The organism is Euryarchaeota archaeon (assembly GCA_016207515.1).
Classification (GTDB): domain Archaea; phylum Thermoplasmatota; class SW-10-69-26; order JACQPN01; family JACQPN01; genus JACQPN01.
Map to the genome: position 1 here is coordinate 91,105 of JACQPN010000002.1, position 12,166 is coordinate 103,270.

Sequence of the window (12,166 nt, forward strand, 5' to 3'; positions counted from 1 at the left end):
TTTACTTCAAACCCTCCAAGAGATCGGTGAGCGCCGCCGCGGGATCACGGGCCAATACGACGCCGGAAGCGACGAGCACACCTTCTGCCCCGAGTTTCAACGCCGCCGCAACGTCCCGGCCGTCCTTGACACCGGCACCACACAAGACGCGCACATTCGGATTCACGAGGTGTACGGCATCGACAGAATTCCTGACGATGTTCGGGTCGGCCGTCGTGACAGAGATATTCCCCCCTATGAGTTCCGGCGGCTCCACCGCGACGAAATCCGGACCGATCCCTGCGGCCACCTTCGCGGCCTCCACGTCTCTTGCGCATATGACGCTCAAAAGGCTCTCCGAGCGCAGAGCTGCCGCCGCGTCTGCGGCGGTCTTCCAGTCGATCGGATGCTCCGAGTGGTTTAGAAGCGATCCGTGGCCTCCTGCCGCCCTGACTCCCGCGGTGGTGACCTTCCCCGTGTTCTGGCCCGGCTGCGTCGCATCGACGTGCTGCGCCAAAACGAGAAGGCCCTTGCCGGAGAGCCGATACAGGTCGAGCGCCTGGGCCGCGAGCATCACCGTATCGCGAGCCCCGTCGACGAGGCCGAGGGCGGTGGCAATCTTCGCCGCACCGTCGCCCGTCGCTTGCGGGTAGGTCTTGAAGTTGACTATGATGACTGGAGCGCCTGTCAACGGGCGGAATGAGGAGGCCCCGGATTTAACCTTATGCCGGTCTTCCGCTCACGAGAAGGGTCTTGCGGCGATCCCGCCTCGTCCCTCATACTTCTACGAGCCCGTACGCCCCGTTCACGCCCAGCATGTAAACGACGCGCACGAGCGTCGTCCCCGTCGGGATGCTTCCAGTCTGGTTCACCGAAAGTCCGGTGTCGCAGCGGATCAGCGTCGCGCCGGTGTACCAGCACTGGTCGAAATCATTTCCAATGGTCGTCGTGATCCGGTAGGTCTTTCCGCCGCACGAGGACGCGACTGAGTGGTCGCGGGAACTCACGCCGTCGACGGCCACGCCATTGAGACCGATAAGCAGCGTACCGCCCACCGAGATGCACGGCGGATTCACGACCTCCGTCATACTCAGCGCGCTGCCGGTCAAGGCCGGATTGCCCGTGTCTGTTGGGGTTGCAGATACCGTCTTCGATCCCGTCGTGCTCCACGTATGAGTTTTTACCGCCGGATCGCCAGATTCCTTGCTCCCTGATGCCGGAACGCGCTCGACAGGGGAGCCGTCGCCCCAGTTTACCATGAGGTACACGCCCGGCATAGTAGTCGTGGCGGTGAAGGAACACGAGGTGATTTTGAAAGTGATCGTCGGATTCGGGTTGCACGTGACGTTCGTCATCACTGGAGGCGTCGACGCCGCGTACTGGATGTAACGCGCCGTCGTCACGTTCCCGATGTTCCAATGTGTCGCGATGTAATTGTTGCCCGACGCGCCCGGCCTGAAATAACTGTCGTGGCTGCAATCGAAGTGCTTGCGGTCCGTGCAAGTGGAGGTCGTGTATGTCGAATTCGAGCCTCCGTCCGAGTAGCACATGATGTCGAGGCCGTCGTTGCAGTGCCAACCGCCCGACGAATCCGGTGCCGTGAGCTGGACGGCGCCGAGATTATGGCCGTTCTCGTGCATCATTATCGTGTAGTCGCTGAACCCGTAGGTTATCCCGTACATGGCGCCCGCGCCGGAGTAACCGTTGTTGTAGTTGTCAATGATGGACCGGTCGTCGCCCCAGATGTTCCCTTGTCCCCCGTAGCCGCCGACGCCGTCGTCGTGTCAGACCCAGTACTTCGTCCTGTAGTCTGTGTAGCCACGGGAGGCAAGTTCGGATGTGATCGACGAGAACGTGTCGCTTCCAGAGACGGTGTCGAGCATCACGCTGTCCACGCGAAGCGTCGTCCCGTCGGAGAGGCATCGCATCTCGTAGTTCGCCACATAGCCGAACTCGGCGGCCTCTTCCCGGAGAACTCCGTTCACCTGGTTCATCATCGACCTAATGCTCGGAACCATCGTCGAAGAGCGGTTCGTCTTGTTAGGTGGATAGGTGTAGATGAGAAGACCCGCATAAAGATCAGACGAGGGGGCGCAGGCGGGTGCCGCGGGTGGCGCAGCTGGTACGTCGGGTCCGCCGGAACCGGGCGCGGGCGGAGCAGGGTCGGGCCCATGCGAGTACATGATCGCCCCGTCCTGCCGTTTTATCGCCCACAGGCCGTTGTCGAGCCGACACGACTGGCCTTGCCCCGCGACATAAGTGAAGTCGTCGCACGGGAGTTGCGGCAAATCGTCGGGGGCCGCGGCGGCCGGGGTGACGGGCAGCGCGCCCGACAGCATCAGGAGGACTGTGAGAACGGCAGTGATTGTGGCGGCGCGCGGTCTAAGTTCGTCGATTGGCATGGGTCAGCCTTCCCGTCTTGGAAGAGATGCTCAGCCACCATCAACTTTTTCGTGAAGTACTATGAGAATCGCAGACCGCCAATTCGGCCTTCGCGAACCGAACCCGGTCCCGCAAATCTATATTAACCCCTTTTATCATAGACGCAACTCCGCAGCCGTAGTAGAACCGTTTCCGTCCTTGTGGCGGGGTTCGCGTGGCAACGTGCCCGGCGCGACCGGTCGAATCCGGTCCGCTCCAACTACGGAGGTTCGATGTCAATGGTGGACAAGAAAAACGTCATCAAGGCCGTAAGCGAAGTCCTCGAATCCAGCAAAGGCAAGAGGAAGTTCAAGCAGACGGTCGAGCTCGCCATCAACCTCAAGGGTGTCGACCTCTCGGTGCCAAAAAACCGCATCGACGAGGAGATAGTCCTCCCGAAGGGCCGCGGCCGCACACCCAAGGTGGCCGTCTTCGCCTCCGGCGAATTGGCGGTCAAGGCGCGAAAGGTCGCTGACCTCGTCGTTGCCCCGGAGGAGATCGAGAAGCTCTCCGGCGACAAGAGGAAGGCGCGGAAAGTCGCCACCGAAATGAATTTCTTCATCGCGGAAGCGCCGCTGATGCCCACCATCGGTAAGACGCTCGGTACAGTGCTCGGCCCTCGCGGCAAGATGCCGCGTCCGATGCCGCCGCAGGGCGACCCCGCTCCGATGATAAACGGCCTCAAGAACGCCATACGCGTTCGAAGCCGCGACCGCGTCACGTTCCACGCGCCCGTCGGCACGGAGGAGATGTCCGCCGAGGATCTCGCGGACAACATCGTCGCGGTCATCGACCGTGTGACGGTCAAGCTCGAGCACGGTGCGCAGAACCTCGGAGGCGTCTACGTGAAGGCCTCCATGGGGCCCGCCGTGAAAGTCGAGGTGAGCTAAGTGGCCCACGTCGCACCGGCGAAGAAAGAGGAAGTCGCGCGCCTCGTCACCATGCTCAAGGGCGGCTCCGTCGTCGCCATCGCCAACGTCGAGGGCATCCCCGCGAACGCGATCCAGAAGATCCGCAAACAACTCCGCCAAGACGCCCAGATAAAGGTCAGCAAGAACACGCTCCTCACCCTCGCTTTGAAGGAAGCGGAGGGGCACCACCCGCAACTTGGGACCCTCGTCGAGAAGATCGACGGCCAGACGGCCCTCATCGTCACGAACATGAGCCCGTTCAAGCTCTACAGGAAGCTTGAAAGCTCGAAGAGCAGCGCCCCGGCGCGAGGCGGCGAAGTCGCCCCCGCCGACATCATGGTCAAGAAAGGGGACACGCCGTTCAAGCCGGGCCCAATCGTCGGTGAACTCCAGAAGGCCGGCATCCCGGCCGCCATCGACCAGGGCAAAGTCGTCATCAAGAGCGACAAGACCGTCGTCAAGGCCGGCGAACGCATCCCGCAGGAACTTGCCGCGGCCCTCACTCGCCTCGAGATTTTCCCGCTCATCGTCGGCGTCGACCTAAAGGCCGCCTACGACGAGGGACTCGTCTACGGCCCTGACAGCCTCTCCGTCGACTACCTTGGAAAACTCCTACAGGCCCACCAGGAGGCCGTGAACCTAGCGGTCTATGCCGGGATAACGGAGCCGGGCACAATACAGATGCTCGTCGGTGTGAGCCATTCGAAGGCGTTGGCGCTCGCTTCCGTCATGCTCGAGAAGAACCCCGAGGCCGTGAGCGAGGCCATCAAGGCCGCGCTCGCAAGCCGTGCCGCAGCACCGGCGGCCGACGCGGGCGAGTCGGGCAAGGAAGAGAAGAAGAAGGAGAAGGAAGAACAACCAAGCGAGGAAGAGGCGATGGGCGGGTTGGGATCCCTCTTCGGATAGTCGTCGTGAGAATCACACAGTATGCGAACAAAGGTCCACAGGAGCTGAAAAACATGGAATACGTCTACAGCGCGCTCGTATTGCACGCCGCCAAGAAGGAGATCAGCGAAGCGAACGTCAAGAGCGTCCTCACCGCCGCCGGCGTCAAGGCCGACGAGACGCGCGTGAAGGCCCTCGTCGGCTCACTCGACGGTGTTGACATCGAAGCGGCGATCAAGACCGCGGCGATGGCCGCGGCGCCCGCGGCGGCAGCGCCCTCCGGTGGCGACGACAAGAAGGAGAAGAAAGAGAAGAAGGAAGAGGTCTCGGAAGACGAGGCGGCGGCCGGTCTGGGCGCTCTCTTCGGTTAGAGCCGTTCTTCGACCTTCTTCGATTTCGTTTCGGGCCGGCAGACCGGCCCAAACACCATTTTCTTTTTCTCATCGAGCGCAAGCGGCGCAAAGGCTTAAGCCCATACACATACATACACACACGTCATGGCGACGAAGACGATCAACCTCACCACCGACGCCTACAAGCGCTTGGCGAGCCTCAAGCGCGGGAGCGAGAGTTTCAGCGACGTCGTGAACCGGTTGACGGGGAAGTACGCGCTTCTGGACCTTATTGGAATCTTTGACGACCGCACCGCGGACGAGCTACGAAAGGCCAAGAAAGACTTCGACCGTCGGCTGCGAAAGGACATGGATCGGATCGCCCGGCGGATGAGTTGATGGTGGTGCTGGACACGGATTTCGTCATAGACCTCACGCGGGGGGTCGAACCGGCCGCCGAGCTGCTGCGTACCTTGGCAGAAGGGTACGAGCCGCTGGCCGTGAGTAGCGTGACCGTGATGCAGCTCCATCACGGCGTGGCCCGCGCCCGGCGGCCCGCCGCCGAGATGGCCCGCGTAGATCGGGCCTTGCGAGGGGCGGCCACCTACGCCTTCACCCATGACATTGCCGCGATTGCTGGAAGGCTTGAAGGTGACTTGGAGGAAGCCGGCACGCCTATCGGCCTCTCCGACGTGATGATCGCCGCCACGGCCCTTCATCACGGGGAGCCGATAGTGACGCGGAACACGCGCCATTTCCGGCTCGTGTCCGGGCTCCATCTTCTCGATTATTAGGGGATCGCCCCAACCGTTAAGGCGGGGGTCTGTCTCTCCACGAACCAATGGGCTCGGCCCCTGCCCTCCACGTGTTCAAATGCACCCAGTGCGAGAAATGCTGCACCGACCTAAAGGGCAGAGCCGCCGGAGTGGGGGGTCGGCGCGACTTCAAAGCACTCGAGCGCCCCGGCGTCTACTCGCTCGCCACGACGGGCGGCATACAGCTGTGGGCGTGGGAGCGCGAGAAACTCTCCGCTATCGCCAAGGCGCGCGGGTTGCCGCTTCGCACGGCCCCTGCCATGGTCTTCGCGGACGCGAAACTTGGAGCCGTCGTGCTCGTCTACGAGGTCCTGAACCGCAGCTGCCCGTTCTTCAAGACTCCAGTGTGCACCATCTATGAGGATCGCCCTCTCGTCTGCGGGGCGTTCCCGGTCCTTCCGGGTGGCCGCGACATGGGTTTCACGGCGTTCTGCCCGGAGGTCGTGGTGCCGGCCGCGAACGATGACGCGACCGCGACGTTGGTCGCTGCGTACGGTGATACCGCCCGCCACGCGCTAAAGATCCGCGACGTGACCGCTCGCGTCTCGTCACTTCTTGGTTTCATGGTGGCAAGCGGCGGGTTGAGCCCGGTGAAAGACCTCTCGGAAAAAGCGGTCGACGCGATGGTCGAACGGCGCCGCATCGATCTCCACATGGCGATGGGGGCCTGCGGAATGTTCTCGAAGACGGACGTTGAAGATCAAGTGAAGATCTTTTCGCTCGAAACGGTTCCTCCGGGCGATGCAGCGCCCCGGCTGCGTCCCCCCTCACATTGATAAGGTTCTTCGGCCACCTGCCCAAAACCTCTTTACGAGGGGCTGGGCATCGGGAAAGGCCCCGGTTGGGGGCAAGTGAGAACATGACCACGACAAGACCGACACACTTCGAGATCCTGGCGGACAACGTCGAACGCGCCGAGAAGTTCTACAAGAACACGTTCGGCTGGAAGTTCGCGACGATGCCCGGCCCGGAACCCTATTGGACCATCAATACGGGCGACGACAACACGAAGGGGATAAACGGCGGCCTCATGCCGGCAAAAGCGGTGCCCGGCTGGCCGCGCGGCGCGTTCATCTGCACGATGAACACGAAGACGCTCGACGCCGACCTCAAGAAGGTCACGGCGAACGGCGGCACGATCGTCGCCCCGAAGCGCGCCGTCCCGACGATGGGATGGGTCGCCTACTGCAAGGACACCGAGGGCAACGTCTTTGGCGTCTGGCAGGACGACAAGAACGCGAAGTAAGGATACGAGCTGCCAAAGTTCCGATCGACAAGCGCCCCGGTCCTTGCCGGGGCGACTTGGTTTTTTCTATGCAAGCGCCGGGATTTGAACCCGGATTACTAGCTTGGAAGGCTAGAGTCCTAACCAGGTTAGACTACACTTGCTTTTTCCTATGGCTGTTGGGGTAGGCTAACCGAGACGCAAGCAATCAGGCTTGCGGCGCAGGTTAGACTACACTTGCGGGATTGCCGATGTCGCGTCGTTGCGTGCGTGCCTAAAATTCGGGCGGACAATTGTAATCTCCTTATAAATAAATGAGTGCGCCGATTGGGTGCCGATTCAGGATTTATTCGGCAAATGTTATGATAGAGAGGCCCCTGACTCATTCATATAGTCCGCGTGCTCCGATGGCCAGTCCTGAAATAGAGAAGCTCCGAATCGTCTTGGACTACGTCCCTTGCGACGCCTGCCTTCGCATCCCTTGCGATGACCAGGAACTGTTCTGCTCGCTTTGCAGCCGGATAACCCGCACCGTCGCCCACAAGCAGATCGTGAGACGCAAAGTCCTCGTCGAAAGCCCGGAACCGGAACTCGGGATAGAGCCCGTCGTCCCAATCGGGGAGACGCCGCCGCCTCTCGCGGCCAAGGAAGAGCCGGCGACCATCACCATGGAGGAGCCCCGACCGGTAGAAGCCGCCGTCACGCAGCCGACCGAGCCGGCGGCCGCCTCGACTCCTTCAGACGAGCCGCCGGCCGTCGTGACGCAGGAACGTCTCCAAAGGGAAGACAGCGCGGCACCGGCGATGGCGCCAGCCATGTCGGAGACGGACGACGAACCGGTCATAGAGGTCAAACGGCCGCAGCGAAAATCCAGGCGCGAGGCGGAAAGCGCAGGCGCGGTGGACGACTTCTTCAGTGTCGTTCGCCCCGCGGACAAACCCCTTTCCAGGAAATCGGACTACGAGCCGGTGGGCTTCGATTGGGAACTCGGTGACGACAAGTGGGCAGACGACCTCCTCGCCCAGGCGAACAGGCCGGACGACGCGCCGTCGCCTGAGGCCTTGATCAAGGAAGACCCGTTGGCGGAGCTCGCCCGCCGGGAGACCGAGTCGAAGCCCGAAGGCATCGTGCCGGAACAGGAACCGCCCCGCGAGAGCCCCCCCCCACCCGAGGTCGAGGGATTGGATCGTTTGGCCGAGACGCCCGAAAGCCGAACGGAGGCGCCGCCGGAGACGGCCTGGCCGGAGGAGCGCGCCGTCGAGGACGCCTTCGAATCTGTCGAGGACGAGCCGCTTGAGGCGTTCGAGGAGGTCCCCGACACGGGTCACGACGCGCAGTGGGCCCGGCCGGAAGAACCTGAAGCCTCGGAGCTTGAGGTCCTTGACGAAGACGAGTCCCATGGTGAACTCGAGGTCCTTGGCGAGGAGGGTCCCGAATCCGAGTTGGAAGTGCTCGGTGAAGAGGAGCCCACCCGACCGCCTTGGGAGGCGCCAATGGTCGAAGAGACGCGAAGCGAACCTCAATCCGAGGCGATCGAGGCGCGCGTTTCGCCCTTGCCCGAGGAGCCGACGCCGCCCGAGACCCGGCATCAGCCGGAAACGGCGCGGCCGGAGAAGCCAGCTCGCAGATTCGCATTACCAAAGATCGCCCTTCCTTTCGGCAAGAAGAAACGAGGCAAGGAGGAGGGCGAACGGAAGCCCGGCGCGCCATCCCAGTCGAGCCAACTGCCTGAGGCGCCAGTGGCCCCGGCGATGCACGAGCCAGAGGCCCGAACGACCGAGACCTTTGAGGAGGTCTCCGAGGCCGAGGTAGTCGCCGAGACCGCTGAAGCGGTCGAAGTCGTCGAGGCGGAACCCCTGGAGGCGGAGGCCGTTGGGGTCGACGCGATGGAGGCCGAGGTAGCCGAAGGAGAGACTCTCGAGGCGGAGACCGTCGACATGGAAGCGGAGGAGCGCCTCGGTGGTCCGGTCGGCGCCCACGTCGAGGAAGCGGTCGAGCCCGAAGGCCGTCGCCGAAGAACGATCCAGGGCCAAGACGTGGAGCTTGCGAAGGTGCCCGGGATCGGAGCCCTTTACGGCGTGCGCCTTGCCAAGGGCGGCGTGAAGTCGCTTGTGGACCTTTTGGACCTCGACATCGAGAGTTTCAGCCAGAGGACGGGGATAAGCGCGCGGCTCTTGAGCCGGTGGCAGGGGATCGCCGACCTAGCGCTACATGCGAAGGTGCCCATGCGCGAGGCCGAGGTCCTGGTACGGGCAGGCATCGTCTCGACCGAGCATCTCGCGTCGTCCAGTACGACGGCAGTGGTCGAAAAGGCGTTGAACGCTGCACGCGACCTTGAGATCGCCGAAGAGGAGATCGACATATCGGAGCCATCGGTCGCCGCCTGGATAGAAGCGGCTCAGCGCGCCTGACGGCGCCGGGACAGCGAGGCGACGGACGCGATGGAGAGGAGCATGAGAGCGGTCTCCACGCCAGGCGTCCTCGCTGGTCGGTTCTCAAGCGGGAGAAGCGGCCGCTCGTAGAGCGGATTGGGGATTACGACAGCTTCTGCGTACTCGACCATGGTCTTCGCACCTATCTCGATCGGGTTCGCAGGCGTCGCGGCGCTACGCCCGGAGAGGCGGATCGCGTAATCACCGGCGGAAAGGCCGGCAAGGTCGAAAGTCGCGCGTGGCTTCGACTGGTCGAGTTCCGTCCCTTTCACGACGCGCCCCGACGCGTCGATGAGCGCCGCTCCAAGGACGAAAGAGCCCGTGCCCCCGACCTCGACCGACGCGATGCCGGATCTGACGCCCGGATAGAGCCTTAGCGGCATCGTCCGCTCGTAAGGACCGGAAGAGGCTACTCGCGCTTTGTTCATCGTCTCGTACGCCCCTTCGAAGGAGTCGTCGGCCGTCTCCGTCGAGCCGACGCGCACAGGCAACGTCGCTAGCACGGCGTCCCGGTGTGGGCCCTGTGGACGCACTTGGTCGAGGAAGAGGAGCGACGCGTGGAATATCCCGTGCGCGGGCAGCGTCACGATGGTCTCCGCCGCGCCTACGCCGACGATGAGGCCGGAGTTGTGGACGATCCTCCCTTCGGGATCCGAGACGGTGAGCAACAGGTCGCCGCCTTGGGACGCGTCGGAAAGGCCTATCTTCCACGGGACGGGTCGCCACGCGGCGTTGACGGTGGGTGCGACGAGGAGGCCGACGGGCCCGAGCGATGCCGCGCCAACGTCGGCGGTACTTGCGAGCGGAATCGGCGGGAATACGTTCTTCTCATCGTAGGTCGCGCGGACGTTCGCTTCGTAGTAACCGCCGGTCGCGCCACGCGACAGGCCGGTGCCGTAGACGTGCAAGAGGTAGACGCCCGTCGACGGGACGGCATCGACGGCGAGCGCCCTCGCGGGGTTCGCCGCGCCGAACGTCTGCGTCGCGATCGTCTTGCCCTGGGGATCGATTATCTCCGCGGAGTACGAACCGGCGCCGTTCGAGGCGTCGCCGGGGGCCCCGGGCGCGGTGTTTCCGGCCGTGAGCCCGACTTCGATCGTGCGTATCCCGTCGTAGACCGGGATCTCGATGAACCTCTCGTACTGCCCGTACTTCCCTGCGGCGTCGGCCGAAAAGGCGCGCGGGAACTCCCGATACGTCGCCGTGTAGAGTTTCCCGGGAACGACGTAACTATCGTCGAAGCCGATGGGGACCTCGAACACCGCGACAAACGGGTCCCAAGTGACGGCGCCGGCAGGCGGGGGAAGGCTTGCGACGGAGAGCACGTGGAGCCCGGACTCGGGAAACGTAAGGCGAAAGCCCACCTTGCCGCCGACGGCCTCGAGGCTTCCCGTCGAGTGAAGCAATTCCCCGCTTCCCGTGGAAAGCGACGCGATGACCGTCGCTCCACTAGTGTCGCCGCGCGTGTCGGCGATGGTCACTTCGAAGCCGGTCGGTGACCAAAGGTTCATCGGGGTCGTGGATTGGAGTGAGACGGACGTGGTGCCGAACGACCGGGTGACGGGCGGGAGGTCTTTTCCCACGTAGTCCTTCACGTTGAGCCCCGCAAGGGGGTCAGGGATACTCGCGTACTCGGCGTCGATAGGTTTGAGCTTGAACTGTTTCAAGCCGTAACCGGATTTGTAGAACCCGCTCTCGCTGGATTTCGCGAAAATGGTCGCCTTGACCGTGGGCCTTTCCGGCGGCAACGTCGGACGCTCCCGTTCGAGGACCTCGATGGAAAGCGGGCTCGTGAAGCGGTAGATCATCTTCACGTTCTGGGGGTCACTACTGTCGGTCTCGAAGTACTGGGGGAGGATCGGCACGTCTATCGACTTGGGCTCGACGGCGATGTCCGCCCACGCGGGCTTTCTCGGGAACTCGAACGTGATGACGATCTCCTCGCCGGGGTTCGGCGCCGTGAAGCCTTCTTGGCTCGCGTCAAAGGTGTAGGTGATGCTTCCTGTGAAGCGAAGCGCCTGCCCCACGCTGGTGTCGAAGGTCTTCCCGCTCACACCTTCGACGTTGATGGTGATTATCGGATTGATGTAGCCGCAGGGGACGCCGCCGCAGGCGGAGGCCGGCGTCACGATCATGGGACCTATGGCCGCGGCTAGCAACAGCATGGCGACGGCTGGTCTCACGTGGTCGCGTTTCAACTGGGGTCGGCCTCGAGTATTTAAAGCACAGTTGTGCGGGATATTTGGCGTTTGTTGTACGGCCGAGCTTCAAGGGAAGACGTACCGGGCTGGATGAGAGCAAAGACCGGGAGCGGGCAACCGTGACGTAGATACAAGTACGTACGCAATCTGGTTGCGGGCATTAAGGGGAAACGCCATTACGCCAGCGTGCCGTCGTTCGTTATCCACGCCACCATCCCCGCGCTCGTGATGCTTGCGAGCCGGCGCTTCGACTGGCGAAAAGTCCTCGCGCTCCTGCCTCTCACCTTCCTTTGCGACATCGATTATTTCCTCGGCATCCACCGCGCCTCACTGCACAACGTCTTCATCCTCGCCGCCGTCGCGGTCCCGATATACCTCATCGATTCGGGAAGACTGCAGCGCCACGCGCACCTGCGCGAAAACTTCTACATCGCGTCCATCTACGTCGCAAGCCACCTCATCATGGACTCATTCGCCGGCGGCATCGTGCCCTTCTACCCCATCTTCAACCAGACGCTCTTCATCGACGTCTCCGTCATCGTCGACACCCGCACGAACACGCCCATCGTGGATGTCGCACCCGGCACCTTCGATGGGCCGCCCACGGTCTCGACGTTCTACGAATTCCTCAACGGAAGCGAAGCCGCGATACTGGTGTTCGTCGCGATCTCCATCCTCGCACTCGTCGTCTTCAAGCGAGGCTCCGTCGTCGAAAGGCACGTGGTGTTGAGACCGCTCGAAAAAGAGTGAGACAGGCCACGAAGGCGAGAATGATCGGCCACCTCCCTCGCACTTTCCGGTGTTAGGGCGCGAGCGTAGACAAGGGTGCGTCCGGGAGGCTGGAGCGCCATAGGCGGAGCAGGGATAAACGCATCATGGAGGATACCGTGAGCGGCGGTTTATTGGAAACCGTGTCCCTGCTCCACTTACCCTTGGTAACCTGTGAGTATGTAAACATTTTGTCA

The 12,166-nt window shown here is 62.9% G+C and carries 13 protein-coding genes and 1 tRNA gene; 9 read left to right on the plus strand and 5 right to left on the minus strand.

Annotation, left to right across the window (positions count from 1 at the left end):
• Position 1: 1 nt before the first annotated feature.
• The 3 genes from HY556_00965 to HY556_00975 all read right to left on the minus strand — a co-directional run bounded on the left by HY556_00965 (position 2) and on the right by HY556_00975 (position 2,381).
• On the minus strand, positions 2–670 hold the full coding sequence (locus HY556_00965; protein ID MBI4392356.1) for a triosephosphate isomerase: 669 nt from the start codon (positions 668–670) through the stop codon (positions 2–4).
• Positions 671–755: 85 nt separating this feature from the next.
• Complete coding sequence (locus tag HY556_00970; GenBank protein ID MBI4392357.1) at positions 756–1,661, minus strand: hypothetical protein; 906 nt, start codon at positions 1,659–1,661, stop codon at positions 756–758.
• 102 nt (positions 1,662–1,763) lie between these two features.
• On the minus strand, positions 1,764–2,381 hold the full coding sequence (locus tag HY556_00975) for a hypothetical protein (protein MBI4392358.1): 618 nt from the start codon (positions 2,379–2,381) through the stop codon (positions 1,764–1,766).
• A 258-nt stretch (positions 2,382–2,639) separates the two neighbouring features.
• Between HY556_00975 and HY556_00980 the strand changes: the two genes are divergently transcribed.
• The 7 genes from HY556_00980 (at position 2,640) to HY556_01010 (ending at position 6,589) form a co-directional block, all read left to right on the plus strand.
• Positions 2,640–3,290, plus strand: coding sequence for a 50S ribosomal protein L1 (locus tag HY556_00980; protein MBI4392359.1), 651 nt, complete (start codon positions 2,640–2,642; stop codon positions 3,288–3,290).
• Complete coding sequence (locus HY556_00985) at positions 3,291–4,217, plus strand: 50S ribosomal protein L10 (GenBank protein MBI4392360.1); 927 nt, start codon at positions 3,291–3,293, stop codon at positions 4,215–4,217.
• 53 nt (positions 4,218–4,270) lie between these two features.
• Positions 4,271–4,567, plus strand: coding sequence for a 50S ribosomal protein P1 (rpl12p, locus tag HY556_00990; protein MBI4392361.1), 297 nt, complete (start codon positions 4,271–4,273; stop codon positions 4,565–4,567).
• Positions 4,568–4,693: 126 nt separating this feature from the next.
• Positions 4,694–4,927 (plus strand): antitoxin VapB family protein, encoded by a 234-nt coding sequence (locus HY556_00995; GenBank protein ID MBI4392362.1) that lies wholly within the window; start codon positions 4,694–4,696, stop codon positions 4,925–4,927.
• Complete coding sequence (locus HY556_01000; protein ID MBI4392363.1) at positions 4,927–5,322, plus strand: PIN domain-containing protein; 396 nt, start codon at positions 4,927–4,929, stop codon at positions 5,320–5,322. Before HY556_00995 ends, HY556_01000 begins: the two co-directional genes overlap by 1 nt.
• A 47-nt stretch (positions 5,323–5,369) precedes the next feature.
• Positions 5,370–6,119 (plus strand): YkgJ family cysteine cluster protein, encoded by a 750-nt coding sequence (locus tag HY556_01005; GenBank protein MBI4392364.1) that lies wholly within the window; start codon positions 5,370–5,372, stop codon positions 6,117–6,119.
• A gap of 83 nt (positions 6,120–6,202) precedes the next feature.
• Positions 6,203–6,589 carry a VOC family protein gene (locus HY556_01010; protein ID MBI4392365.1) on the plus strand — a complete coding sequence of 129 codons (387 nt, stop codon included), beginning with the start codon at positions 6,203–6,205 and terminating at the stop codon, positions 6,587–6,589.
• 69 nt (positions 6,590–6,658) lie between these two features.
• Here the strand turns inward: HY556_01010 and HY556_01015 are convergent.
• Positions 6,659–6,732, minus strand: a tRNA-Gly gene (locus HY556_01015).
• A gap of 243 nt (positions 6,733–6,975) precedes the next feature.
• Here HY556_01015 and HY556_01020 point away from each other — a divergent pair.
• Positions 6,976–8,979 (plus strand): DUF4332 domain-containing protein, encoded by a 2,004-nt coding sequence (locus HY556_01020; protein MBI4392366.1) that lies wholly within the window; start codon positions 6,976–6,978, stop codon positions 8,977–8,979.
• Here HY556_01020 and HY556_01025 read toward each other — a convergent pair.
• Positions 8,967–11,198, minus strand: a complete 2,232-nt coding sequence (locus tag HY556_01025) for a hypothetical protein (protein MBI4392367.1) — start codon at positions 11,196–11,198, stop codon at positions 8,967–8,969. The two genes, HY556_01020 and HY556_01025, sit on opposite strands and share 13 nt — an antisense overlap.
• 189 nt (positions 11,199–11,387) lie before the next feature.
• Between HY556_01025 and HY556_01030 the strand changes: the two genes are divergently transcribed.
• Positions 11,388–11,951 carry a hypothetical protein gene (locus tag HY556_01030; GenBank protein MBI4392368.1) on the plus strand — a complete coding sequence of 188 codons (564 nt, stop codon included), beginning with the start codon at positions 11,388–11,390 and terminating at the stop codon, positions 11,949–11,951.
• The last annotated feature ends 215 nt before the right edge of the window (positions 11,952–12,166 follow it).

Bases quoted from the DNA above. Each gene is read 5' to 3' on its own strand.
- HY556_00970 (MBI4392357.1), bottom strand. From the start codon at position 1,661: ATGTACGGGATAACCTACGGGTTCAGCGACTACACGATAATGATGCAC.
- HY556_00975 (MBI4392358.1), bottom strand. From the start codon at position 2,381: ATGCCAATCGACGAACTTAGACCGCGCGCCGCCACAATCACTGCCGTT.
- HY556_00980 (MBI4392359.1), top strand. From the start codon at position 2,640: ATGGTGGACAAGAAAAACGTCATCAAGGCCGTAAGCGAAGTCCTCGAA.
- rpl12p (MBI4392361.1), top strand. From the start codon at position 4,271: ATGGAATACGTCTACAGCGCGCTCGTATTGCACGCCGCCAAGAAGGAG.
- HY556_00995 (MBI4392362.1), top strand. From the start codon at position 4,694: ATGGCGACGAAGACGATCAACCTCACCACCGACGCCTACAAGCGCTTG.
- HY556_01000 (MBI4392363.1), top strand. From the start codon at position 4,927: ATGGTGGTGCTGGACACGGATTTCGTCATAGACCTCACGCGGGGGGTC.
- HY556_01005 (MBI4392364.1), top strand. From the start codon at position 5,370: ATGGGCTCGGCCCCTGCCCTCCACGTGTTCAAATGCACCCAGTGCGAG.
- HY556_01010 (MBI4392365.1), top strand. From the start codon at position 6,203: ATGACCACGACAAGACCGACACACTTCGAGATCCTGGCGGACAACGTC.
- HY556_01020 (MBI4392366.1), top strand. From the start codon at position 6,976: ATGGCCAGTCCTGAAATAGAGAAGCTCCGAATCGTCTTGGACTACGTC.